Below are 23,010 nucleotides of genomic sequence, written 5' to 3'. Positions count from 1 at the left end.
CAGCCCGGGCGGTCTCGCCCGAATTCGCTGCGGCCTCCAGCAACAACAGGAAGACACATTATGCGCAAATCAATTATCAGCGGGCTTGCCGCCGTCGGGATCGCAGCGGGACTCGTCGTCGCGGGGGCCGCTCCCGCGAATGCAGGCATCCAACTCTGGGAGAACAAGGGACACAACGGTTACCTCGGCGACTTCGGCCGCGGCACATCGTATGTGGGCACGGCGGCGGATGATCGTGCGAGCTCCCTGAAGGTCTCGTCGCCGGCGAACTACGCTGTGCTGTACCAGTTCCGCGATTACGGCGGCTGCTACACGCAGAAGTTCTACCTCGGCTGGGACAACCTCGCAGAGTCGGGCTACTCGGTATACGGCGGTTGCAATGGCTTCAACGACCGCACGAGCAGCATCGGCTGATCAATGCCGAACCCCTCACTGAGGCCGGGAGGGCGGGCGCTGGGAGCGCTCGCCCTCCTCGGGGCGACGGTCTTCACCGTGACAGGATGCACGGACTCCGACGGCTCGACTCGAGCGACAGCGCTCTCCTCCGTCAGCATCGCCCGGTACACGGACACCGTGGTCGAGCTCGACTACGCGCATGGCACAGCCTCGTTGCCCGCCGACAGACTCGACAACGACAACCCCGCAAACACAGTCCGTGCGCTGCACGCGATCGCTGCTCGCACCGACACCTGCATGGTCGAAAAGGGATTCGAAGCGATCGCCGACACGGTTGAATGGACCCCCTTCGTCTCTGCAGAGGACCGCGTGCTCGGGCGATGGTCCGCAGCGTACGCCAGCGTCTACGGCGCACAGCCAGCCCCCGATGCCGGTCCACCGCAGGTGGATCTCGTGCGCTTCGGCGTGGAGTTCAACAGGGCGTACGCCACCTGCCAGGACTCCGCCAAGGAGAAGCTCCGGCGGGAGCTGGAATTCCTCCAGACCCGGAACATCGTCTCCGAGATCAAGTCGCGCGCGTACGAGCTCGCAGTCAAAAGCGCAGAGGGCACGAAGGCGATATCGAGCTGGAAGACGTGCAGCGAGAATGCCGGAATCGTTTTGGATCCCGCTGACGGCTTCCCTGTCGAGGAGTACAAGCGGCAGGGGAAGCAGGCCGAGATCGGAGCGTACGTGACACATGCGGAGTGCGCGCGAAGCACCGACGCCATCCAGACGGTCTACGATCTTCGCGCCCGCTACGAGCTGGCGCTGATGGACGAGCAGCAGGAGCAGATCGCCACCTTCACGAAGCGGCAAGCTGCAGTGGCGAAGACGCTCGACGACGCCACCTCTGAAGGATGAGCGAGTTCCAGGGTCGATCCTCATCCGCCGAGACGGAGATGGAGGAGGCGACGCCCGCTCCGATCCCGCGGATCCGGCACGCGCGCAGATTGTTCGGTTTCGTCGCTGCCGTGGTGATCGTGGGGGCTACCGCGTTCGTCGCGGGTGCGTTCGTCCACCTGCCGGAAGAGTCCGCATTGAAGCACGTCGACGCGACGATCGACGTCTGGGCGAAGGCGCAGGAGCGGTCCGTTTACGAGGGCTTCTCGCTTCCGGCCGCCATCGGCGCAGCCGCCGAAGTGGACGTCATCGTCACAGAGGCGTCCCCTCACACCACGAAGCCCGCTGAGAGCGCTCAGAAATCCGGTGACTCCGGTGCAGGGCCCAGCAGCGAGCAGACGACCGCCGAGAAGGGCCCTTCCGACACGTCGAGCGCAGCGCGGACGACGGGGACGATGGCGGCGGACCGCGTGGTCGTGTCCGTCCAAGGCACAACCGCCGGAGCAGCTCTCGCGTACGGGCAGTTTCTGGCCGAGGTCTCCGGGCGGCCCGTCTTCTCCTGGCCCTCAGCAGCGCCGTTGTATCGCAACCTCGTCGTCGGCATGAGCGGGAGCGATGTGCGTGGCATCCAGACGACGCTGAAGATGCTCGAACTCTCCGACGATGAGCCAGACGGAGTATTCGGAGGGCGGACACTGCGGGCGTTGTCCGACCTCTACGCGCGAGCGGGCCACGAGCTTCCCGTTATCCAGGGCGATCAACGCGGGCTGTCGTGGCGAGAGTTCGCGGCGATTCCCGGGCTGCCCGCCACCGTGATCGCGACGGCCGATTCGGGTTCAGTGCTATCCCCGGAGAATCCTCTGCTCACAGTCCGGTCGACGACGCCGACGTTGACCGCGATGGCCTCGGTCCGTGACATTCCCGAGCTCCAGCCGGGCGCGGAGGTCGGAGTCTCCGTCGATGGCAAGCCGGCCATGAAGACGACAGTCAACGCGGTCGGGGAATTCACCACTGATGATGACACGAACCGCGCCGGCTACCCGCTGAGCCTCGTCTTTCCCGCGGAACTCGGAGCCGTGGCCCCCGGCACCTCTGCCGTCCTGCGTCGATGGGACCAGCAGCCTCCGGCGGTCTCGGTGCCCGCGACCGCGATCCGCCAGGACGCCGACGGCCCATACGTGCTGACAAGGCCTGTGCCCGGCTCGGCGGAGGGAGCGCCGACGCGACTCGCGGTGCGTGTGACGGCGCAGGCGGACGGTTGGGTCGCGATCGAGAGAGAGACCGCCCTCGCGCCGGGCACCGAGGTGCTGGTCTCCCGGAGGGCATCCCGTGGGTGAGGGTGATCAGGGCGCTCCGCCACTGCTCGCCTTGAAGAGCGTGTCCCGCACATACGGTCATGGCGCTGGGGCGACCCGGTCCCTCCGCGCGGTGACGTTGACGATTCGCGCGGGTGAGTTCGTGGCGATCGTCGGGCCGTCCGGGGCCGGCAAGTCGACACTTCTGAATATCCTCGGCCTCCTCGACCGGCCTTCCGAGGGCAGCTATGTCTTCGACGGCATGGAGACGAAGGGCATGCCGGAGAGGATGCGCGACCGGGTTCGCAACGAGCGCATCGGGTTCGTCTTTCAAGACTCGCACATGCTCCTCGACGACACAGCGGCCGGCAACGCGGCGCTGGCGTTGGAGGTGGGCGGAGTGTCCATGCCGGAGCGACGACGTCGGGTGGGGCGCGCGCTCTCGGCCGTCGGCGTCAAGCACCGGCAAACGGAGCTCACGTCGACGCTATCGGGCGGTGAGCGGCAGCGCGTCGCCATAGCTCGTGCGATCGCGACAGAGCCGTCGCTCATCCTCGCGGACGAGCCGACCGGCGCCTTGGACTCCGCCAACACGCAGAATGTCATCGGCCGCCTGCGCCTCCTCAACGCCCGCGGAACGACGATCGTCGTGATCACGCATGACCCCGAGGTCGCGGCGGCGGCGCAGCGCCGAATCGAGATCGTCGACGGGGTCGTGCGCGACGACGGCACCGAGGGGATCGCGAGCGTTCCGTTGATGAGCGCCGACAGTCGTGCGACAGTCAGCAGGTGGCCACATCGGCTCCGGCGTTCTGTAGTCGGCGAGCTTCCTGCTGCCCTCGGAGGACTGGCGGGCAACCTTGGTCGCACCCTGCTTCTGCTCCTCGCCTTCTCGCTCGGAGCCGGTGGGCTCGTCGCTTCCGTCGGCATCAGCCAGAGCGCGGCGGCGCAGATTGCAGATCGCCTGACGGCTGCAAGCCTGGACGAGGTGACCGTGCGATTCAACGCCGGAAATCTTTTCGAACCCGATTTCTATGGTCCGGACTCTGTCGTGCGTGCGGCCCTCCGGGAGCTCCCTCATGTCGAAGGAACCGGCTTCGTCGCCCGTGTTCCCAAGGCGGTCGCACCCCTTCGACTTCTGCCGGCTTCGGTACCCGGTGACACCTTCGGTGGCACAGTGCTCGTTGCCGACACGTCATTCCTCGGCCTCCTGCACGCGTCGACCGATCCGGGTAATGCTGCCGGGCTGCTGGACAACCCATGGGACGGCGCTGTGGCGATCGTCGGCCGAAGCGCGGCGAAACGTCTCGGGGTCTCGACCATCGGGCCGGGGTCCCTCCTCTGGCTCGGAGACCGAACGGTCGATGTCATCGGGCTAATCGAGGACCCCGGTCGCGACGCGCGACTCTCGGATGCTGTCGTGGTGTCGTCTGCATCGGTCGCGGGGCTGACGCTCGACGACCCCCGCCTGGTCGTGCGTACAGAACCGGGCTTCCCCGCGGCGGTCGCTGAAGCTGCTCCCCTCGCAGTCCGCCCCGACAAGCTCTCCGAGGTGCACGTCGACACGGTCGCCGATCTTCGGAACCTGCAGAAGGGCGTCGGAGCTGATCTCGCCGCCCTGGTGGGCACCGTCTCGGTACTCCTGCTCGTTCTTGCCGTATTGATGTCCGCCGTGGCGATGTTCATGTCGGTTCAGGCCAGAGCTGCGCAGATCGCATTGCGTCGGGCGGTGGGCGCGAGCCGAGGGTCCATCGCCCGGCTGTTCCTTTTCGAAGGGGCGATCCTGGGGGCCGCGGGCGGAGTCGCGGGTGCGGCGCTCGGACTCTGCGCGGTGGTGCTGTTCTGTCAGGTTCAACGATGGGTTCCGACGCTGGACCCCTCCATTGCCGTCGTCGGGACGGTGGCAGGGGCCGTGTCGGGCCTGCTTTCTGCGGTGTACCCGGCCATCGTGGCGGCCCGCCAGGATCCCGCCAAGGCTATTCGCGGATAGCGCGCGTCCACGGCTCGCCCGCCGCAGATAACGCACTGCTGGAGATCACCGGCTGCTCTTACAATGACGGCATGTTCGTCGAGGGCACCCTTCGATGGCAGGTCACCGAGGACTGCCCCTGGGACCTGCTGATCGCGCTCGCGCTGCGCGATCTCGTGGGCCTCGACAACACCCTGGAGCCCGCCCTCCCGCGGGTGTCGCCGGCGATCGTGCCCGCCTTGCACGGGACGCCAGACCGGAGCGGCGGCGCACCGGGCGTCGCCGCGATGGGCGTGCTGGAGACCCAGTGGCGCGCCCTGTTCGAGCGCGCCGCCGACCGGGAGCACCGCCCGATCGGGCCGCTGCTCCAGCCCCCGCACTTCGCCGCGCTCGACCGCGCGATCGAGCTCCAGGATGTCGTGCTCGCCCAGCACGAGACGGCGGCGCGCTGGGCGCGGGAGCGTCGGGCCGAGTACGCGCGCGCGAGCATCGAGCATCACGCGGCGCGCGCCGCCGACATCGTGGACGTGGTCCACGAGCGGGAGCACGACCTGCGACGCCAGGCCGGGTACTTCCGGCTGGACATCGACGTGCTCCCGCTCGCGGAGCGCGGGGCGTGGATCGTCGGACCGCACACCGTGGTGGTCAGCACCTCGCTGCGCGACGACTCGCGGGCGTTCCGGGAGTGGTTCCGGCCGCTCGTCGCCGCGCTGGTGTGACCTGGGCCGGGTGCCTAGGCCACGCGGCTGGGCGGGGAGGTCGTCTCCGCCGGGTCGGTGACCGCGACATCCCCGACCGCCTCGTCGATCCGCGCCAGCACGTCGCCGCTCAGCCGGACTCCCGCCGCCTTCACGTTGGAGGCGACCTGCTCCGGCCGGGACGCGCCGACGATCGCACCCGACACGTTCGGGTTCTGCAGCACCCACGCGATGGCGAGCTGCGCCATCGTCGCACCGAGCTCGTCCGCGATCGGCTTCAGCCGCTGCACGGCGGTCAGCACGTCGTCGCGCAGGAAGCCCTTGATCGCGTTCGCTCCGCCCTTGTCGTCGGCTGCGCGGCTGCCCTCGGGGAGCGGTGCGCCGGGGAGGTACTTGCCGGTGAGCACGCCCTGGGCGACGGGCGACCAGACGATCTGCGAGATGCCGAGCTCGGCCGACGCAGGCACGACCTCCTTCTCGATGACCCGCCAGAGCATCGAGTACTGCGGCTGGTTGGAGATGAGCTGGAAGCCCAGCTCCTTCGCGAGCGCGTGCCCCGCGCGGAGCTGATCTGCCGTCCACTCGCTGACGCCGATGTAGAGCGCCTTGCCCTGCCGGACGATGTCGGCGAACGCCTGCATCGTCTCCTCGAGCGGCGTCTCGTAGTCGTAGCGGTGCGCCTGGTAGAGGTCGACGTAGTCGGTGCCGAGCCGGGTGAGCGAGCCGTCGATCGACTCCAGGATGTGCTTGCGCGAGAGCCCGGTGTCGTTGTGCCCCTTGGGGCCGGTCGGCCAGTAGACCTTGGTGAAGATCTCCAGCGACTGCCGGCGCTGGCCCTTCAGGGCGTCGCCGAGGACCTGCTCGGCTGCGGTGTTCGCGTACGCGTCCGCGGTGTCGAAGGTGCTGATGCCCGCGTCGAGGGCGGCGTGGACGCACTGCGTCGCCGTCTCGTTCTCGACCTGGGAGGCGTGCGTGAGCCAGTTGCCGTAGATGATCTCCGAGATCTTGAGACCGCTGGCGCCGAGGTATCTGAATTCCATGCCTCCACGCTAGTCCCGCACTCCGGCCGGCGCGGTCCGGATGTCGTGGCCGGATGGGAGGATGGAGGTCGTGGGAGGTGTGAGCGGTGGGTAAGACGGACGGCAGCGACCGGCGGGTGACTACTGCCGACGTCGACGACGCCGACGCCACGATCCTGCACGTCGACATGGACGCCTTCTTCGCCTCCGTGGAGCTGCTCGACCGCCCCGACGCGCGCGGCAAGCCCGCCATCGTCGGCCACGCCGGCGGCCGCGGGGTGGTCACGAGCGCCACCTACGAGGCGCGCCGGTTCGGTGTGCGCAGCGCCATGCCGGTCTCCCAGGCGCTCCGGCTGTGCCCGACCGCGATCATCCTGCCGCCGCACTACGAGAAGTACACCGAGTACTCCGGCAAGGTGATGGACATCTTCCACGAGGTGACGCCGCTGGTGGAGCCGCTCAGCATCGATGAGGCGTTCCTCGACGTCGCCGGCGCGCGCCGGCTCCTCGGGTCGCCGCGGCGCATCGCCGAGCTCATCCGCTCGCGCGTGCGCGAGGAGACCGGCCTCACCTGCTCGGTCGGCGTCGCCGGCACGAAATTCATGGCCAAGCTCGCCTCCGGCCACGCCAAGCCGGACGGGATGCTCGTCATCCCGCCGGCCGACGCGGTCGCCTACCTCCGCCCGCTGCCGGTCGGCGCGCTCTGGGGCGTCGGCGCCAGCACCCAGGCGTCCCTGGAGCGGATGGGTATGCGGACGGTCGCCGACCTCGCCGACGCCCCGCTGACCGTCCTGCAGCGCGCCGTCGGCGACGCGACCGCCCACCGGCTGCACGAGCTCGCCAACGGGCACGACCCGCGGCGGATCGTCACCGCCTCCCGCGAGAAGAGCATCGGGCACGAGAACACCTTCTCGGTCGACGTGGAGGACGCCGACACGCTGCGCCGCGAGCTGCTGCGGCTCTCCGGCCGGGTCGGCGAGCGCCTGCGCAAGCACGGCATGGTGGGCCGCACCATCGCGATCAAGGTGCGCTTCTCCGACTTCCGCACGATCACCCGCTCGCGGACGCTCGCCGAGCCGACCAACGTCGGCCGGCGGCTGTTCGAGGAGGCCTGGGACGTCTTCGAGGCGCTCGACCTGCACCTGAAGGACACCCCGATCCGGCTGATCGGCGTGCGCGCAGAGCAGCTGGCCGACGCGGGCGGCGACGCGCTCGCGCTCTGGGACCCGGACGAGGAGTGGCGGGAGGCCGAGCGCACGCTCGACGCCGTCAGCGCGCGTTTCGGGCGCGGCAGCATCGGGCCGGCCTCGCTGGTCCGGCGTGCGCGCGACGCCGAGCAGGCCGAGCGCGACGGCCGCAACCCGCGCTGGCTGAGCGACTGACCCGTCCGAGCGACTGGCCCTCCACGCATGGGCCCAGGGCAGAATCGCCCTGGTCACGCCGGGGGCCGCCCGGTACGGTGAACGCATGACGAACCTCAGCCTCAAGCTCGCCGAGACGATGAGCTCCTCCGGAATCAAGTCGGTCTACGGCGAGCCGATCGTCGTCGACGGCACCACGATTGTCCCCGTCGCCGCGGTGCAGTTCGGGTTCGGCGCCGGCGAAGGCCCGGGCGAAGAGTCCGCGCCGGGAGGGGCGGGCGGCGGCGGCATCGCCGTCCCGTTCGGGGCGTACATCAGCGACGAGACCGGCGTGCGGTTCCGTCCGAACCTGATCACGCTGCTGGCGGTCGCCATCCCGTTCCTCTGGGTGGCCGGCCATGCCTGGGCGCGCGTCATCCGCGCGCTCAAGCGATAGCGCGCACACGCGGCCTCCCGGCGGTCTACACTGAACTCCTGAACACGGGAGTCCGGTGAGCCGGGCTGAGAGGAAGCTTCTCCAAGTTTCGACCGTCGAACCTGATCTGGGTCATGCCAGCGCAGGGAGGCCATCTCACATCCCGTGCCCTCATTTCTGAACAGAAAGGGCACGAACAGTGCACGCAACCATTTCGTCCGTCTCCGCGCCGTCCAAGCGCGTCCTCCGCTGGCGGGTCGTCGACATCGTCGTCGCCAGCGTCGTCGCCGTCGCAGCCGGCGTCGTCTTCTGGGTCTGGGGTCAGGCCTACAACCCGATTTCCGGGCCGGTCACCGCCGTGCTCCCGGGCTTCCAGGGCATCCTGAACGGCCCGTGGCTGTTCGCCGGCGTGCTGGTCGCGCTGATCGTCCGCAAGCCCGGCGCCGCCCTCTACGGCGAGATCGTCGCGGCCGTCGTCTCCATGCTGATCGGCACGCAGTGGGGCTTCGCCACGCTGCTGTCCGGCGTGGTGCAGGGCCTCGGCGCGGAGATCGTCTTCGCGATCTTCCTCTACGCCCGCTGGAACCTGGTGACCGCCCTGATCGCGGGCGCGGGCACCGGTATCGCCGAGTCCATCCTCGACCTGATCTACTCGTATCCCGGCTCCACGCCGCAGTTCGCGATCGTCTACACGATCACGACGACCGTCTCCGGCGTCGTCGTCGCGGGCCTCGGTTCGTGGCTGCTGGTCAAGGCGATCGCCCGAACCGGGGCGCTCAACCGGTTCGCCGCGGGCCGCGAGGTCACGGGGCGGGTCTAGGCGGCGGCCGGGAGGCTGTCATGCCGGAGCTGAGTCCGGCCGGTTCTGCGCCGGCCCCGGTCGCCGTCAGCGTCGGTGACTGGGGCTGGCGGCACGCCGGTCGCAAGGCCTGGGCGGTCCGCGGGCTGAGCCTGTCGATCGAGCCGGGGGAGCGGGTGCTGCTGCTCGGCGCGTCCGGCGCCGGCAAGTCCACCCTGCTCGCCGGGCTCGCCGGCGTGCTGGGCGGTGACGACGACGGCGAGGCGGAGGGCGATGTCCGCGTCGGCGGCCGGCCTCCCGCGGAGGCGCGCGGCTCCTCCGGGCTGCTGCTGCAGGACCCGGACGCGCAGGTGATCCTCGCCCGCGTGGGCGACGACGTGGCCTTCGCGTGCGAGAACCTCGGTGTGCCGCGCGACGAGCTGTGGGCGCGCGTGCGCTGGTCGCTGGAGGCGGTCGGGCTCGACCTCCCGCTCGACCGCTCGACCGCGCAGCTCTCCGGCGGTCAGAAGCAGCGGCTCGCACTGGCGGGCCTGCTCGCGATGCGACCGGGGCTGCTGCTGCTGGACGAGCCGACCGCGAATCTCGACCCGGACGCCGCACGCGAGGTCAGGGACGCCGTTTCCGCCGTGCTCGGGAGGACCGGCGCGACGCTGATCGTCGTGGAGCACCGGGTGGCCGTCTGGCGGGAGCTGGTCGACCGGGTCGTCGTCCTCGACGCCGCGGGCGGCGTCCTCGCCGACGGGGCGCCGGAGACGGTCCTCGCCGACACGGCGGGCCGGTTGCGGGAGGCCGGCGTCTGGCTGCCCGACGAGCCGGTGCCCGCCGCGCGCCCGGTCGCGCCGGGCGCGCCGCTGCTCGAGGCCCGGACCCTCGCCGTGGGTCGGCCCCCGCTGTTCGCCGGCCGTCGTGCGCGCAAGCGCGCCGAGCGCGGCGGCGACCTGCTCGCGCACGCGCTCCCGTTCCGGGCGGACGTGGCGATAGCCGAAGGCTCCGCCCTGGCGCTCACCGGGACGAGCGGGGTCGGCAAGTCGACGCTCGCGCTCACGCTGGGCGGCCTGATGCCGGCTCTGGGCGGAACCCTCGCCGCCGCACCGGCGCTCGCGGCTGGCGCGTCCGGCGATCCCGCGGCCTGGCGCTCGCGCGAGCTGCTGACCCGCATCGGGACCGTCTTCCAGAACCCCGAGCACCAGTTCATCGCCTCCACCGTGCGCGACGAGCTCGCCGCAGGGCCCCGCGCGCTCGGGCTCCCGCCGGAGGAGCCCGCCGCACGCACCGAGGAGCTTCTGGACGCGCTCGGCCTCACCACGCTCGCGGACGCGAATCCTTTCACGCTCTCCGGTGGCCAGAAGCGTCGCCTCTCGGTCGCGACCGCGCTGGCCACGCGCCCGCGCCTCCTCGTCCTGGACGAGCCGACCTACGGCCAGGACGCGAACACCTGGCGGCGGCTCGTGGAGCTGATCGCCGGTCTGCGCGACGCGGGCCACGCCGTCGTCGCCGCCACCCATGACGCCGAGTTCGCCGCGGCGGTCGGCGCCACTGAACTGCGGCTCGGCGCCCGGCGGGAGGCGGTCGCGTGACCATCGCCGAACCCGTCCGCAGCGGACCGCTCGCCACCCTCAACCCGGTGTCCAAGCTCGGCGCCGCGCTGATCGTCACCGCCGTCCTGCTGGTCTCCATCGACCCGGTGTCGGCCGGTGTGGCCCTGGGGCTGGAGCTCATCCTGCTCTGCTTCGCGGGCATCCCGGCGCGCGTGCTGGTCGCCCGCACGTCGCCGATCCTGATCGCCGCGCCGCTCGCGGGGCTGACGACCGTGCTGTACGGCCGCACGTCCGGGACCGTGTACCTGCACTGGTGGGCGGTCGAAGTCAGCGACGGCTCCCTCCAGCTCGGACTCGCGACCTTCCTGCGGGTGCTCGCGATCGGGCTGCCCGCCGTACTGCTGTTCGTGACCATCGACCCCACCGACCTCGCCGACGGACTGGCCCAGCTCCTGAGGCTGCCCGCCCGCTTCGTACTTGGCGGTCTCGCCGGCCTCCGGCTGGTGGGCCTTTTCGTGGACGACTGGCGCGCCCTCACGCTCGCGAGGAGGGCCCGCGGAGTGGCCGAGTCCGGAGCGCTGCGGCGCTTCCTCGGGCAGTCCTTCTCGCTGTTCGTGCTCTCCATCCGCCGCGGGTCCAAGCTCGCGACGGCGATGGAGGCGCGCGGCTTCGGGGCGCCGGTCGCCCGCACGTGGGCACGGCCGTCGGTGTTCCGCGGGCGAGACTGGGTGACGCTGGTGGTCGCGCTCCTGGTGGCGGGGGCTGCGGCGGCGGTGGCGATCGCAGTGGGGAGCTGGAATGTCCTGGGATCCTGAGGAGCTGTCCGAGCTGTGCGAGCTGCCCGAGCTGTGCGAGCTGCTCGGCGCGGTCGCAGACGCGATGGACGCGACCGCGGGCGAGGCGGCGCCCGTCGTGCTGATCGACGGTCCGAGCGGGGCGGGCAAGAGCTCCCTGGCCGACCTGCTCGTGCGGCACTGGCCCGGACCCGACGCGCCGCGCCTGGTCCGGATGGACGATCTCTACCCGGGCTGGGACGGCCTCCTGGCGGCCAGCGGCGCGTTGTCCGGAGACCTCCTCGAACCGCTCGCGGTCACCGGCCGCGGACGCTGGCGGCGCTGGGACTGGGCGGGCGAACGCGCCGCCGAGTGGCACGACGTCGCGGGTCGGGCGCCCGTCATCGTGGAAGGCTGCGGCACGCTCGCCGCGGACAACGTCCGCTGGGCACACCTCGCGATCTGGCTGGACGCGGACGACGCCCTCCGCAAGGCGCGCGCGTTGGACCGCGACGGCGCCACGTTCGCGTCTCACTGGGACCAGTGGCAGTCGGAGTTCGAGGAGTACCTGGCCCGCGAGGACCCGCGGACGCGCGCCGACGTCGTGCTGGACGTCACCGACTGGCCGATCGGCTCTGCACCCCGGCGGACGTCGGGGTCTACGGTGGTGCCATGAGCGAGACACCCCATTCGGATCCTGAGTACATCGTCGAATACGCCGACGGCCCCCTCGTCGGGACCGCCGAACGGCGCTACCTGGTGGACGGAAAGGTGGACGAGCGGATCGGGGCGGTGGCGGCGGTCGAAGGCCTCGAGTCGCTGTTCTGGTACGTCGCGGGCGAGGAGCGCACGGTCAACGGCGAGCTGCACGTGTCGTACCACTTCGACGCCCCGGACAGCGACCCGGTGGAGGCCGAGAAGGACGAGGAGTCGCTCTAGCGACTCGACACGATGCCCCGGGAGCCGATGGCGCCCGGGGCATCCGCGTGTCGACCGTTCAGCCGGTCAGCTCTCGGTGCGAGCCGTCCTGCGCCGTGTGAGCATCACCGAGAGCCCGGCGCCGACGAGCGCGAGGAGCGCGGCCAGGGGCGCGAGCCAGGCCATGACCTGGCTCCCGGTGTCGGCCAGCGGCGGGTTCGGCGCGTGCGGGTTGGCCGCCGGAGGGTTCGCCGCCGGAGGGTTGGGCGCCGGAGGGTTGGCCGCCGGAGGGTCGGCCGCTGGCGGATTCTGGACGGGCACGCGGATCGCGTCGACTACCGCCGTGGACTCCGCCGAGTGTACGGCGGCGCCCTTCGGATCGGTCGCGTCTGAAGTCGCAATGTTGGCGATGCTGCCCGCGGCATAGTCGGCGTCGGTCGACTGGTAGTCGGCCGTGCAGGTCAGCGACGCTCCGGGCGCCAGGGTGGTGTCAGCCGGGCAGGTCACCGTCAGCGGCCCTCCGCTGCCGGAGAAGCTCAGCTCCGTGATCTCGACGGCCGTCAGGGTCACGTTGCCGGTGTTCGTCACCGCGAAGGAGTAGGCGATCGGCTGGCCGGCACCGGTGATGGTGGTCGGGTCGGCCGTCTTCTCCAGGCTCAGGGCCGGCAACTGGGTGGCGGTGACGTCGGCCGTCGCGGCCGGGCTCGTCACTGCGCCGATCACGGCATCCTGGCCGGACGCGACAGCGGTGTTCGAGATGGTGCCCGCGTCGATGTCGGCCGCGGTCGAGTCGTATGCCGCGGTGCACTGCACGCTGGCGCCCGGAGCGAGGGTGGTCGTCGGGCAGTCCGGCGCCGGAGCGGTTCCCGTCCCGCTGAAGGCCGTCTCGGTCACGCCGATCCCGGTCAGGGTCGTGTTGCCGGTGTTGGTCACGGTGTACGTGTACTGGACCGTGTCGCCCGCGTTCGCGATCGTCGCGGGGCTCGCGGTCTTCGTCAGTGTCAGTGTCGCCGCGCGAGGCGCGTTCGTGAACGTGCAGACCACCGACGGCGACTCACCCGCGTAGGTCGCAAGCGGGAAGGAGACCGTCGTCCCGCTGCCCGTGATCGGGAACTGCGGGTTGCCCGGGTTCACCGAGTCCACGCAGTTGTACGTCGAGACGTACAGTGCGAGGTTCGTCGTGCCCATCGGGGTCTCGCTGGCCGTGTACCTGTCGCCGTACCGGGCGAGGGCCGGGCCGGCCTGGAGGACGCGGCCGTCCGCCTCCTGCTGAAGTCCGGTCGCAGTTCCCGAGGTCACTGCTGCGGCCGGGAGGCTCACGGTGGGTCCAGTGACGTGCAGCGCGAACTGGTCTGTGGGGTTGACCCGCGCGACGACATTCTTCTGCGCGCTGAGGGCGGGCGGGAAGGCGCAGCTCGCGAGGTCGACGAGCCCGGTGCCCGCGGACCCAGTGAGCGAGGCCGGAAGTGGGGTCAGGTTCCCGTCGGCCGTTCCGGTGCCCGGGTCGATCGAGAAGATGCCGCTCGTGCCGGACTGGCTCAGGTAGAGCGTGCCTGTCGCGTCGAACGCGATGCCGTTGACGGCCGCCCCGCCCGGAACGGTGAAGATGCTCAGGAGCGACGGGAAGAGCGTCGCGGCCTGCGCGGCGGTCCGGGGGAGCGGGCCGCTGAGCGCTTCGAGTGTGCCGGCCGTGGCCGATGAGGTGACCAGGTACAGGTTGCCGCTGCCGTCGAACGCGATGTCGCCATTGTTCTGGCCCGCGACCGCCGGGAAGGTGACGAGCGGTGACGAGCTGACCATCTGGTCCCTCGTCGTGTCGAAGCCCCAGAGCTGGCCGGTGACGCCGTCCGTGCCGACATCGCCGAAGTAGTAGATCCCCGAGGTGGGGTCGACGGCGCCGGCAGTCACAACGGCGCCGGGCGCCGGCTTGCCCGGGTACGAGGTCCAGGCTCCGGCCGTGGCGTCGTAGCCCTGGACGACCGTGCCGTTGTCGGAGGCCATGAAGGCCGCGTTCCCGCCGTCGGCGATGCCGAGCCCGTTCGGGAACGTGCCGGTGATGGTGCTGGTCGACTCGACGCTGCCGCTGAGCTGCGCGCCTCCGACGGACGAGCCGTCGATGCTCAGCAGGTCCGCGGCCTCCGCGTTCGCGGGATTGCCCGGCACGATGCCATAGAGGGACGTGCCGGTGCAGTCGAGGGTGCCCGCTGCCGTGGCCGGTCCTGCGGGGCCGGACGTCGCGGCGAGCGACAGCAGGACTCCCGCCAGCGTCGCGAGTATCAATCCGGGGCGTACCGCGCGTTTCGCGACGTTCGCGGAGGTGGGCATTGGCACCCTTTCGGTTCGTTGCGTGCGCGGTCGCAGGAAGCGAGTCGCGTGACGGGTTTATAGCAACGAGGAGAGGGCGGCATTCCGCGATGCGGGTATGTGATATCGCCAGAAGCAGGGAGATTCCGCGGCCCACGGGCGCCGCCGACCAGGCGACGGCGGACAGGCGCCGCCAGGAATCACCCGAGGCTTAGCCTGTCGTGGCGCGATGAGCGGAACACGCACCGCGCGAAATGCATGCGTTCCGGTAGGGGACTTCAGGCCCAGCCGAGCTCGTGAAGCCGGTCGTCGTCGATGCCGTAATAGTGGGCGATCTCGTGCACGAGCGTCACATGGATCTCGTCGCGGAGCTCGTCCTCGTTCGCGCAGATCGCCAGCAACGGCTCGCGGTAGAGGATGATGCGGTCCGGCATCTCGCCGAACCCGTAGGCGTCCCGCTCGGTCAGGGCGACGCCGTCGTAGAGGCCGAGCAGGTCGAGGGAGCCGTCCTCCGGACGGTCCTCGACGACGAACACCACGTTGTCCAGCCCGTCGACCATCTCGTCGGGGAGCTCGTCGAGCTCGTCGGTGACGAGGCGCTCGAACGCGTCGGGGTCCAGGTGCAGCGGCATCGTCACCAGGGCTCCGCGACGGCGGCGTGCAGGTCGAGGAGGCCGGTCGTCCGCTCGGAGGGCCCGCGGCCGAAGCCGCACTCGGTCGCCACACCGAACCGCGGCCGCGCGGTGGCCGCCGCGTCGGCACGGCGGCGTGCGCCCTCCACACCGTCCTCGTGATGCAGCAGGCCCAGGTGGAGCTCGGTGTCCTCCGGCAGCTCGAGCGCGGTGAGGGGAGCGAAGTACTCCGGGTCGTCGCGCTCGATCGGCACCGGGAGATGGAAGAACGTGATCGGCCGCTCGGCGCCCGCCAGGATGCCGGCGATGACCGCCGCCAGGTTGCCGGCGTCCGCGGGCTGAACGAAGTGCTGCTCCTCGACGTCGCCGTAGCAGAGGTGGTAGCCGACCTCCACATCGTCGGGCACCGCCGCGGCCTGGCGGAGGGAGCGCTCCACCACGCCGGCGAGCACCCCGGGTGTTCCCGGTTCGGCGAACCAGGGCTCGATCCGCCCCTCCAGCAGGGCGAACTCGACGGCGGTGTCCCACTGGATGGCGAGGTCGGTGTGCGGGATGCCGTCGAGGATGCGCGCCAGTTCGCCGAGGAGCGCGCGTTCGTAGGCGGGCTCGAGCACGTTGCGGTCTTCGGGCACCACGAACGCGCCGATCACCGCGGCCGGCGTCGGCAGCGACACCTGGAAGCGCGTGCCGGGCGCGATCGCGCCGGACTCCCGTAGTCGGGCGAACTCCGCATAGGAGGCCAGTGCGGCCTCCGCGTAGCCGAGGTCCGGAAAGGTCAGCTCGCCGGCCGCGGCACCGTCGCCCAGCCGGAACGGGCGCCCGTCGAAGATCCCGCGCAGGTAGTGCGGCTCGACCGGGATGCGGGAGAGTCCCGTCATCGTGTCGAAGCGCGTGGTCTGGAACTGGATCCAGTAGAAGCGCTCGCCCACCTCGCCATCGGGGATGCGGCGCAGACGGTCGCCGAGGTGCTCGCTCACCGTGCGGAACACGGCCTGGGCGTCGGGCAGGTTGACACTGCCGACGAGGTGCGCACCGCGGATCGTAGGAACGGACGAGGGGACGGGGGCCTGGCCGGTGCTCACCTGGGCGAGTCTACCGGCGCGGCCGCCGTCCCCTCTGGAGTGGAGGTGTCGAACCGGCTCAGTACCAGTTCATGGCCTCGGAGTGGCTCCACGCGCTGCACGGGGTGCCGTACGAGCCCTTGATGTAGGACAGGCCCCACTTGATCTGGGTGGTCGCGTTGGTCGCCCAGTCGGTGCCGAACGCGGCCATCTTGCTGCCGGGCAGCGCCTGCGGGATGCCTGCGGCGCCGCTGCTGCTGTTGGAGGCCCGGTAGTTCCAGTTGGACTCCTTGGTCCAGAGGTTGTCGAGGCACTGGAACTGGCCGGAGCCCCAGCCGTAGCTGCTGGCCATGATCGACTGCGCGGCGGCGCGGGCGCCGTCGGGGGTGTTGGCGTTCGCCTGCGCGGCGGCTGCTGCTGCTGCGGCTGCTTCGGCGGCTGCGGCGGCTGCCGCGGCCTTCTGGTCGGCCACGACGCCGGCGGCGGCGACCGCGGCGGTGGCAGCGTCGGTGGTGTCGATCTGCGCGCGGAGCTTCGAGTCGTCGAGCTTCTTGTAGCCGTCGAGGCCGGCGATCGCGGTCTTCGCTGCGGTCGTGTCCACCTTGGCGGCGTTGGCCTGCACGGTCGACTCCGCCTTGGTCAGGGTCTGCTGGGCGATGCCTTCGAGGCGGTCGCGCCAGAGCTTGTCGTACGTGCGGAGCTGGTCGTGGTGGATGCCGGTGGACTGGGACAGTTCGCGGGTGGCGCGCTCGCTCGCCTGCTGCTGCGCGTGCTGCTGCGCGACCATCGGGGCGACGATGCTGGCCGACATGATGATCGCGGCGGCGCCGGTGAGGACGCGGCCGAAGGAGACGTTGGATGAGCGGACGACGTGGTTGAGAGTGCTGAGCATTGGTTTCCTGGGTCGGGCTTCCCCGCCAGGCCGCGCGGCATCCCGGTCCGGGAGGCGCCCGCGGCTGAGAGCGCTCCCGGGGGAGAGCGCTCGGACGGGCTGGCAACCGCGCCGGGACGCACGGAAGCGCCACTGGACCGGAGTCCCGAGGCGCGGCGTTCGACGCGGGTGTGCCGCACCAGGTTTCGGGGGTCACGTCCGGGGGTTCGGGGGTGGGACGCACGGCGCAGCACGGACGGCGTTCACTGCCGTCGGTCGACCACGCTAGACGCCGACTCTGGACGACTCGGGCACAAACCCTGGCAAAGTCGTGTGCGCGGGTGCTCGTCGCGGCGTTTCCGGGGCGTTCCGGAGGCCGAAGCTGGACACCGGGTGTGTGCCGTCCCGGGCGTCAGCGGCCGAACGCGGCGCGGTCGCGCTGGTCGGCCTCCTCGGCTTCGGCTTCGGCGGCCGCCGTGCGCGCGTCGGTGACCCAGATCATCCCGGCCAGCATCGCCAGCGAGACGGCGCCCATGCTCAGGAACACCGCGGGGATGCCGAAGAACTGGGCGATCACGCCCGCTGCGGCGGCGCCGAGCGGCATGGTTCCCCACGCAAGAAGCCGGTAGGCGGAGTTCAGCCGGCCGAGCAGTCGCTGCGGCGTGACACGCTGCCGCAGCGACACGGTGATGACGTTCCAGATCGAGACGGTGACGCCGCCGAGGAGGAATCCGGCCCCGATGATGTACGGATTCGTGGTGAACGCCGGGGTGGCCACCGTGAGCAAGGAGCCGAAGACCGTGAGGGTGAGCGCTCTCGCCCTCCCGAGCAGCCGTTCGGCGGGCTCGGCGAGGAACGTTCCCAGGACGCTCCCGAGCGCCGAGGCGGTGAGCACGAGTCCGTAGCCGGGGTCGTTGAGCTTCATCGCGGAGGCGGGGCCGACCGCGTACAGCACGAATACGGTGAACACCGCGCTGCTGGCGAAGTTGAAGCCGCCCACCATGACGGCGAGCGTGCGCAGCAGCGTGCTCCCGCGCAGGAAGCGCAGCCCTTCCAGGATGTCGGCGCGGATGGTCGTGGTGCGGGGATGGTCGGTGGTGAAGCGTCCGCGGACGAGCAGCAGCATTCCGATCGCGGCGACCCAGAGCAGCACGGGCGTCCCGAAGGCGAGTCCGATGCCGGCCGCGACCAGGAAGCCGCCGAGCGGAGGGCCGACGAACTGGTTGGTGGTGAGCTCGGCGGCGTAGAGGCGGCCGTTCGCCCGAGACAGCGCGGGTTTGCTCACGAGCTGCGGGAGGATCGACTGCGACGACGTGTCGTAGAGGGTCTCGGCCACGCCGATGCAGATCGCCGCGGCGTAGAGCAGCCAGATCGAGCCGGCGCCCGCGACGGCGGCGATCGTGAGGACGCCGAGGAACGCCGCACGCGCGAGGTTGGCGACCAGCATCAGCCGGCGCCGGTCGAACCGGTCGGCGAGCGCTCCCGCGAGCAGCGCGAACACCAGCCAGGGCAGGGTGAAGGCGAAGGCGAGGCCGGCGATGAGGGCGGGAGAGTCGGTGTAGCGGATGGCGACCAGCGGCAGCGCGACCTTCATCACGCCGTCGGCGAGATTGGAGAGGGCCGATGACGTCCAGAGCGTCCAGTAGCGGGCGCCGAGGGGCGCTGCTCCGGCTCGCGTCGGCACGGACGCTGCTGTCGCGTCTGCTGTCGCGTCTTCGGATGCCACGGCCTCCACCCTGGCACGTCGATTTGGAAAACTCAATCGATATCAAGAAACCCAATCGCACGGGTATCCTCGTCGGTATGTCCGCCCAGACGCCTGAGGAGGCCGCGCGCCGCGTGCCCGGTCCGTCCGCCGACCCGGACGCCAAGCGCCGCCCGGCGACCGTCGCGGAGGTGAAGGCGCTGTCGCACCCGCTGCGGGTGCGCATCCTGCGCCTGTGCGGCGACCATGAGCTGACGAACAAGCAGCTCGCCGACCGGCTGGGCGAGGACGCAGGCACGGTCTACTACCACGTCCGCCGGCTCGTGAGCACGGGCTTCCTGGAGCCGGCGCCGGTGCGGTCGGGGGAGAGCGGCGCGTTGGAGAAGCCGTACCGTTCGACCGGGCGCAGCTGGTGGCTGTCGATGGCCGTGGACGCGGGTGATCCGGGTCGGACCGTGGCGCCGCTGGAGGCCTTTCAGCAGGAGCTCGCCGAGGCCGGACCGGCCTCGATCGCGACGTTCGCGCGGTTCTCGCTGCACCTGTCGCCGGAGGATGTCGCGGAGCTGGACCGCCGCATCGTCGCCGTCATCGACTCGTACGTGGAGACGGACCACGAGCGCCGCCACCTGCCCGCGCACGGCGGCATCGTCGTGCTGCATCGGAGCGCGGAATGAACGAAGGGCACGCTGTCGGAACAGCGTGCCCTTCGGGGATTGGGGTGAGTAACGGGGCTTGAACCCGCGACCTCCTGGACCACAACCAGGCGCTCTACCAGCTGAGCTATACCCACCATGTTCCGCGTGCGGTTCCGATCATCTGCGATGGCCGTTCCGCGCGAGGCAACTCATCGATTCTAATACATCCGGGCGGCCCATTTTTCCACCACGCCCGCGGCCGCCTCCTGGGTCTGCTCGGTGGTGGGTCCCGGCTCGCTCACGAAGGCCGCGGCGCGGTAGTAGTCGAGCTCGCGGATGGATTCGAGGATGTCGGCGAGGGCGCGGTGGCCGCCGTTCTTCTCGGGGGCGTTGAAGTAGATGCGCGGGTACCAGCGCCGGGCCAGCTCCTTGATCGAGGAGACGTCCACGTTGCGGTAGTGCAGGTGGGTGTCGAGTCGGGGCATGTACTTGGCGAGGAACATCCGGTCGGTGCCGATGGTGTTGCCCGCGAGCGGCGCCGTGCGCGCGGTCGGCGCGTACTTGAGGACGTACTCCAGCACCTCGTACTCGGCTTCGGCGAGGCTCTTGCCGTCCGGGATCTCCTCGATGAGGCCGGAGGTGGTGTGCATCTCGCGCACGAAGTCGCTCATGTTGGCGAGTGCGGAGGCGTCCGGCTTGATCACGATGCTGAGCCCCGGGTCGAGGACGTTCAGCTCGAAGTCGGTGATGACGACGGCGATCTCGACGAGCTCGTCGACCTCCAGGTCGAGTCCGGTCATTTCGCAGTCGATCCAGACCAGTCGATCACTTGAGGCAGCCATGAGCGCAAGTCTAGTGCGGGCCTCCGACGATCCGCGGCTGGCCGACGATCCGCGGCTGGCCGCCGACCAAGGGCTGGCCGCGCACCGGGAGCGCCTCCGGGAGTTTGGCGCTGAGCCCGTCGCCGGAGGAGATCCCGCGCAGCCGCCGGGCGGCCCAGGGGATCGCGTGCACCCGGAGCCAGGTGCGCAACGGGAGGTCCTCCGGGAGCACGGGCGGCTGGACGACGCCGGCGGGGGCCTCGGCGCCGTCGGCGGTGTTGGTCTCCGCGTAGGGGACGCCGAGCGCGTGGGCGGCGTGCGCGGCGAGCAGCCGGTGGCCGCGCGAGCTGAGGTGGACGCGGTCGGCGCCCCACATGGCCGGGTCGCGGAACTCGCGCACGCCCCACACGTCGAGCACGACGGCGTGGTGGTCGCGCGCGATGCTCCAGATGTTGGCGTTGAAGACGGCGGCGCGCCCGCGGAACGGCTTGAGGAAGAACGCGAACTGCGGGTCGAAGAGGTTGGCCAGCAGCACGGTGGTCCCGTGCGCCCGCAGCATCCGCACGCCGTCGGCGAGCCGCTCGGCGAGCGCGTCCGGGTCGGCGGTCGGGCTCATCAGGTCGTTGGCGCCGACCAGCACCGACACCAGGTCGGGTTTCAGCGCGAGCGCGCCGGGCACCTGCTCGCCGACGACGTCGGCGATGCGCCTGCCGCGGACGGCGAGGTTGGCGAACTCCACTGTCCCGCCGGACAGCCGCGCGTCGCCGTCGAGGATGCCGGCGAGGCGGTCCGCCCAGCCGAGCCAGGCCCCGGGCCGTGCGGGCGCGGGATCGCAGAGCCCCTCGGTGATCGAGTCGCCGAGGGCCACGTAACGCGTGTAGGTGGTCCTGCTCACGCCTCGATTGTCGGTCGCGGCGGTGGCGTGCGGGTGACGCGCCGGGCACTGAGACGCGATGGTCGCCGGGAATTCGCCGGACGTACACTGGTCGTCGTGGATGCGACACCAGCCGTTGACCGTCCCGTCACCCGGGAGGTCGGCCTGACCCTGTACACGTCGGCGTTCTGCGAGCCGTGCATGCAGACCCGCGCGGTGCTCGCCGAGGCGGTGCGGCTGGTCCCGGGGCTGCGTGTGACGGAGCGCGATGTGGCACGCGAGCCTGCGCGCGCGGAGTCGGACGGCATCCGCTCGACGCCGACGGTGATCGTGCTCGGCGGGGACGGTGCGGAGGTGTTCCGCGCGGAGGGCGTGCCCACCCTCAACCAGGTGCTGGTCGCCGCCGCCCGTGCCCTCTGACCGCCTCGCGAGTACGCGATAAGTCAGCCGTAATCGGTCGAGTCCGCGGATAATCTGCGTACTCGGCGGATGGGGAGGTGCCGCGTGGGTGCCCCCGGCAGGAATCGAACCTGCGACCAAGAGATTAGAAGGCTCCTGCTCTATCCGCTGAGCTACGGGGGCGCGGCCTCCACGATACCGTAGGCGTCCGGCCCTACAGGCTCGCCCCCGCCTTCCCCGCCCGGTTCACGATCGCGATCACCGGCCGCCGCCCGCGCAGCCCGAACCGCAGCCGCAAACTGGCGTTCCGCGCGATCATCAGCGCGACGACCACGGCCGCGGCCGTCGGCACCAGCCCGGAGATCGCCATCGCGATGTGCGGCCCCACGGCCTCCACCACCCAGCCCATCAGCGGGCCGCCGATCGCCTGGCCGCCGAGCAGCACCAGGATGTACAGGGAGATGACCCGGCCGCGGATCTGGACGTTCGACGACATCTGGACGAGCGAGTTCGCCGCGGTGATGAAGAGCAGGTTGCCCACGCCGATCCCGACGAGGAGCACACTGAAGGCGATCTCGTCGGGCGCCAGTCCCGCGAGCGCCTGGACGATCCCGAGGGCCGCCGCCGTGCCGACCACCATCGAGAGGCGCACCGAGGTGCGGCGGGTGGAGGCCAGCGCCCCGGCGAGCGCGCCGGCGGCGACGAGGGCGTTGAACATCCCGTAGCCCTGGGCGCCCACGTCGTACACGTTGTTGGCGTAGGCGGCCAGGAAGACCGGCATGTTGAACGCGAAGACCGCCAGCACCGCGACCATCACCACGGTCCAGAAGATGACCGGCTTGCGCCGCACGTAGCGCATCCCCTCGGCGAGCTGGCCTTTGCCGCGCGGCACGGCGGGGGAGTGGTGCAACTCGTCCGTGCGGAGGCTGAGCAGGGCGCCGACCACGGCGAGGCAGGCGGCGGAGTTGATCACGAACGACCAGCCTCCGCCGACCGCGGTGATCAGGATGCCGCCGAGCGCCGGGCCGATGAGGCCGCCGAGCTGGAAGATCGAGGAGTTCAGGCTGATCGCGTTGCGGAGGTACTTGGGGCCGACGAGCTCGTTCACGAAGACCTGGCGGGCCGGGTTGTCCACGACCGTGACGAGGCCGAGCACGAACGAGATGGCGTAGACATGCCAGACCTGCACGGCGTGGGTGAGCGTCAGGGTCGCCAGCAGCGCGGCGAGCGCCGCCGCCGCGGACTGCGTGCAGACCAGCAGCCGCTGCTTGGAGTACCGGTCGGCGATGACGCCGCCCCACAGGCCGAACAGCAGCATGGGCGTGAACTGCATGAACACGGTGACGCCGACCGCGGCGACACTGCCGGAGAGCTGGAGCACCAGCCAGTCCATGGCGATGCGCTGCATCCAGACGGCCGTGTTCGCGACGAGGTTTCCGGCGGCGAAGCGGCGGTAGTTCGTCACCCGCAGCGAGATGAAGGTCTCCCGCCACGGCGGCCGCGCGCTGAGGACGGGCATGGGGCCGGTGGGTGGGGCTGCTGCTGCGTTGGAGTTCGCCACGAGTCGTTCCTGCGTTCCTGGTTCCGTATGGTCTGTTCGAGTTCTCCTCCCACGGTACGTAATCGCCGGTATTCTTGGAGCGAA

Annotated in this window: 23 protein-coding genes, 2 tRNA genes and 1 riboswitch; of the genes, 14 read left to right on the top strand and 11 right to left on the bottom strand. The window is 70.8% G+C overall.

Features of this window, described 5'->3' with window-relative positions:
* Window positions 1-60: 60 nt before the first annotated feature.
* From AC1ROW_RS03225 to AC1ROW_RS03205, 5 genes are all read left to right on the top strand, one after another.
* Window positions 61-414: a hypothetical protein gene (locus AC1ROW_RS03225; protein ID WP_493017414.1), complete on the top strand. Its 354-nt coding sequence runs from the start codon at window positions 61-63 to the stop codon at window positions 412-414.
* 159 nt (window positions 415-573) lie between these two features.
* A complete protein-coding gene (locus AC1ROW_RS03220) occupies window positions 574-1,299 on the top strand; it encodes a hypothetical protein (protein ID WP_493017413.1) in 726 nt (241 codons plus the stop codon).
* Complete coding sequence (locus AC1ROW_RS03215; RefSeq protein ID WP_493017412.1) at window positions 1,296-2,615, top strand: hypothetical protein; 1,320 nt, start codon at window positions 1,296-1,298, stop codon at window positions 2,613-2,615. The genes AC1ROW_RS03220 and AC1ROW_RS03215 overlap by 4 nt, the downstream gene beginning before the upstream one ends.
* Window positions 2,616-2,706: 91 nt before the next feature.
* Entirely contained in the window at window positions 2,707-4,563 is a 1,857-nt protein-coding gene (locus AC1ROW_RS03210) for an ABC transporter ATP-binding protein/permease (RefSeq protein ID WP_493017411.1), read from the top strand.
* Window positions 4,564-4,634: 71 nt separating this feature from the next.
* A complete protein-coding gene (locus AC1ROW_RS03205; protein WP_493017410.1) occupies window positions 4,635-5,261 on the top strand; it encodes a hypothetical protein in 627 nt (208 codons plus the stop codon).
* A gap of 14 nt (window positions 5,262-5,275) precedes the next feature.
* On the opposite strand, the gene AC1ROW_RS03200 is transcribed toward AC1ROW_RS03205, so the two are convergent.
* Window positions 5,276-6,280 carry an aldo/keto reductase family protein gene (locus AC1ROW_RS03200; RefSeq protein ID WP_493017409.1) on the bottom strand — a complete coding sequence of 335 codons (1,005 nt, stop codon included), beginning with the start codon at window positions 6,278-6,280 and terminating at the stop codon, window positions 5,276-5,278.
* Window positions 6,281-6,366: 86 nt separating this feature from the next.
* Between AC1ROW_RS03200 and AC1ROW_RS03195 the strand changes: the two genes are divergently transcribed.
* From AC1ROW_RS03195 to AC1ROW_RS03165, 7 genes are all read left to right on the top strand, one after another.
* Window positions 6,367-7,641 (top strand): DNA polymerase IV, encoded by a 1,275-nt coding sequence (locus tag AC1ROW_RS03195; protein ID WP_493017408.1) that lies wholly within the window; start codon window positions 6,367-6,369, stop codon window positions 7,639-7,641.
* Between the two features lie 85 nt (window positions 7,642-7,726).
* The gene (locus tag AC1ROW_RS03190) at window positions 7,727-8,056 is read left to right on the top strand and encodes a GerW family sporulation protein (protein ID WP_493017407.1); all 330 of its coding nucleotides are present in this window, start codon (window positions 7,727-7,729) and stop codon (window positions 8,054-8,056) included.
* A gap of 34 nt (window positions 8,057-8,090) precedes the next feature.
* Window positions 8,091-8,201: riboswitch (TPP riboswitch) on the top strand.
* 33 nt (window positions 8,202-8,234) lie between these two features.
* Window positions 8,235-8,855 (top strand): ECF transporter S component, encoded by a 621-nt coding sequence (locus AC1ROW_RS03185; RefSeq protein ID WP_493017406.1) that lies wholly within the window; start codon window positions 8,235-8,237, stop codon window positions 8,853-8,855.
* A 20-nt stretch (window positions 8,856-8,875) separates the two neighbouring features.
* Window positions 8,876-10,411: an ABC transporter ATP-binding protein gene (locus AC1ROW_RS03180; protein ID WP_493017405.1), complete on the top strand. Its 1,536-nt coding sequence runs from the start codon at window positions 8,876-8,878 to the stop codon at window positions 10,409-10,411.
* A complete protein-coding gene (locus tag AC1ROW_RS03175) occupies window positions 10,408-11,187 on the top strand; it encodes an energy-coupling factor transporter transmembrane component T family protein (RefSeq protein WP_493017404.1) in 780 nt (259 codons plus the stop codon). Before AC1ROW_RS03180 ends, AC1ROW_RS03175 begins: the two co-directional genes overlap by 4 nt.
* Window positions 11,171-11,821, top strand: a complete 651-nt coding sequence (locus tag AC1ROW_RS03170) for a nucleoside/nucleotide kinase family protein (protein ID WP_493017403.1) — start codon at window positions 11,171-11,173, stop codon at window positions 11,819-11,821. The genes AC1ROW_RS03175 and AC1ROW_RS03170 overlap by 17 nt, the downstream gene beginning before the upstream one ends.
* Window positions 11,818-12,084, top strand: a complete 267-nt coding sequence (locus AC1ROW_RS03165) for a hypothetical protein (RefSeq protein ID WP_493017402.1) — start codon at window positions 11,818-11,820, stop codon at window positions 12,082-12,084. Before AC1ROW_RS03170 ends, AC1ROW_RS03165 begins: the two co-directional genes overlap by 4 nt.
* A 66-nt stretch (window positions 12,085-12,150) precedes the next feature.
* On the opposite strand, the gene AC1ROW_RS03160 is transcribed toward AC1ROW_RS03165, so the two are convergent.
* From AC1ROW_RS03160 to AC1ROW_RS03140, 5 genes are all read right to left on the bottom strand, one after another.
* A complete protein-coding gene (locus tag AC1ROW_RS03160) occupies window positions 12,151-14,388 on the bottom strand; it encodes a DUF7507 domain-containing protein (protein ID WP_493017401.1) in 2,238 nt (745 codons plus the stop codon).
* 257 nt (window positions 14,389-14,645) lie between these two features.
* The gene (locus AC1ROW_RS03155) at window positions 14,646-14,999 is read right to left on the bottom strand and encodes a metallopeptidase family protein (protein WP_493018348.1); all 354 of its coding nucleotides are present in this window, start codon (window positions 14,997-14,999) and stop codon (window positions 14,646-14,648) included.
* Window positions 15,000-15,001: 2 nt separating this feature from the next.
* Window positions 15,002-16,081, bottom strand: coding sequence for a hypothetical protein (locus tag AC1ROW_RS03150; protein ID WP_493017400.1), 1,080 nt, complete (start codon window positions 16,079-16,081; stop codon window positions 15,002-15,004).
* 58 nt (window positions 16,082-16,139) lie between these two features.
* Complete coding sequence (locus AC1ROW_RS03145) at window positions 16,140-16,952, bottom strand: aggregation-promoting factor C-terminal-like domain-containing protein (RefSeq protein ID WP_493017399.1); 813 nt, start codon at window positions 16,950-16,952, stop codon at window positions 16,140-16,142.
* Window positions 16,953-17,343: 391 nt separating this feature from the next.
* Window positions 17,344-18,657, bottom strand: a complete 1,314-nt coding sequence (locus AC1ROW_RS03140) for an MFS transporter (protein WP_493017398.1) — start codon at window positions 18,655-18,657, stop codon at window positions 17,344-17,346.
* Between the two features lie 77 nt (window positions 18,658-18,734).
* Between AC1ROW_RS03140 and AC1ROW_RS03135 the strand changes: the two genes are divergently transcribed.
* The gene (locus tag AC1ROW_RS03135; protein ID WP_493017397.1) at window positions 18,735-19,310 is read left to right on the top strand and encodes an ArsR/SmtB family transcription factor; all 576 of its coding nucleotides are present in this window, start codon (window positions 18,735-18,737) and stop codon (window positions 19,308-19,310) included.
* A 40-nt stretch (window positions 19,311-19,350) separates the two neighbouring features.
* On the opposite strand, the gene AC1ROW_RS03130 is transcribed toward AC1ROW_RS03135, so the two are convergent.
* From AC1ROW_RS03130 to AC1ROW_RS03120, 3 genes are all read right to left on the bottom strand, one after another.
* Window positions 19,351-19,426, bottom strand: a tRNA-His gene (locus tag AC1ROW_RS03130).
* Window positions 19,427-19,489: 63 nt separating this feature from the next.
* The gene (orn, locus tag AC1ROW_RS03125) at window positions 19,490-20,113 is read right to left on the bottom strand and encodes an oligoribonuclease (protein ID WP_493017396.1); all 624 of its coding nucleotides are present in this window, start codon (window positions 20,111-20,113) and stop codon (window positions 19,490-19,492) included.
* Between the two features lie 10 nt (window positions 20,114-20,123).
* Window positions 20,124-20,987: an SGNH/GDSL hydrolase family protein gene (locus tag AC1ROW_RS03120; protein ID WP_493017395.1), complete on the bottom strand. Its 864-nt coding sequence runs from the start codon at window positions 20,985-20,987 to the stop codon at window positions 20,124-20,126.
* A gap of 96 nt (window positions 20,988-21,083) precedes the next feature.
* Between AC1ROW_RS03120 and AC1ROW_RS03115 the strand changes: the two genes are divergently transcribed.
* Window positions 21,084-21,386, top strand: coding sequence for a YbbN family protein (locus AC1ROW_RS03115; protein ID WP_493017394.1), 303 nt, complete (start codon window positions 21,084-21,086; stop codon window positions 21,384-21,386).
* 89 nt (window positions 21,387-21,475) lie between these two features.
* On the opposite strand, the gene AC1ROW_RS03110 is transcribed toward AC1ROW_RS03115, so the two are convergent.
* Both AC1ROW_RS03110 and AC1ROW_RS03105 read right to left on the bottom strand, forming a co-directional pair.
* Window positions 21,476-21,548: transfer RNA gene (locus AC1ROW_RS03110), tRNA-Arg, on the bottom strand.
* A gap of 31 nt (window positions 21,549-21,579) precedes the next feature.
* Window positions 21,580-22,884: an MFS transporter gene (locus AC1ROW_RS03105; RefSeq protein WP_493018347.1), complete on the bottom strand. Its 1,305-nt coding sequence runs from the start codon at window positions 22,882-22,884 to the stop codon at window positions 21,580-21,582.
* Window positions 22,885-23,010 lie beyond the last annotated feature (126 nt).

The sequence above is a fragment of the Leifsonia sp. GW821-FHT13C09 genome (assembly GCF_058806435.1).
This window is presented reverse-complemented; position numbering and strand designations above follow the sequence as displayed.

Coding starts and splice junctions, on each gene's coding strand:
- AC1ROW_RS03155 (WP_493018348.1), bottom strand. CDS start 14,999: ATGCCGCTGCACCTGGACCCCGACGCGTTCGAGCGCCTCGTCACCGAC.
- AC1ROW_RS03135 (WP_493017397.1), top strand. CDS start 18,735: ATGTCCGCCCAGACGCCTGAGGAGGCCGCGCGCCGCGTGCCCGGTCCG.
- AC1ROW_RS03205 (WP_493017410.1), top strand. CDS start 4,635: ATGTTCGTCGAGGGCACCCTTCGATGGCAGGTCACCGAGGACTGCCCC.
- AC1ROW_RS03170 (WP_493017403.1), top strand. CDS start 11,171: ATGTCCTGGGATCCTGAGGAGCTGTCCGAGCTGTGCGAGCTGCCCGAG.
- AC1ROW_RS03165 (WP_493017402.1), top strand. CDS start 11,818: ATGAGCGAGACACCCCATTCGGATCCTGAGTACATCGTCGAATACGCC.
- AC1ROW_RS03215 (WP_493017412.1), top strand. CDS start 1,296: ATGAGCGAGTTCCAGGGTCGATCCTCATCCGCCGAGACGGAGATGGAG.
- AC1ROW_RS03180 (WP_493017405.1), top strand. CDS start 8,876: ATGCCGGAGCTGAGTCCGGCCGGTTCTGCGCCGGCCCCGGTCGCCGTC.
- AC1ROW_RS03225 (WP_493017414.1), top strand. CDS start 61: ATGCGCAAATCAATTATCAGCGGGCTTGCCGCCGTCGGGATCGCAGCG.
- AC1ROW_RS03200 (WP_493017409.1), bottom strand. CDS start 6,280: ATGGAATTCAGATACCTCGGCGCCAGCGGTCTCAAGATCTCGGAGATC.
- orn (WP_493017396.1), bottom strand. CDS start 20,113: ATGGCTGCCTCAAGTGATCGACTGGTCTGGATCGACTGCGAAATGACC.
- AC1ROW_RS03145 (WP_493017399.1), bottom strand. CDS start 16,952: ATGCTCAGCACTCTCAACCACGTCGTCCGCTCATCCAACGTCTCCTTC.
- AC1ROW_RS03105 (WP_493018347.1), bottom strand. CDS start 22,884: ATGCCCGTCCTCAGCGCGCGGCCGCCGTGGCGGGAGACCTTCATCTCG.
- AC1ROW_RS03190 (WP_493017407.1), top strand. CDS start 7,727: ATGACGAACCTCAGCCTCAAGCTCGCCGAGACGATGAGCTCCTCCGGA.
- AC1ROW_RS03160 (WP_493017401.1), bottom strand. CDS start 14,388: ATGCCCACCTCCGCGAACGTCGCGAAACGCGCGGTACGCCCCGGATTG.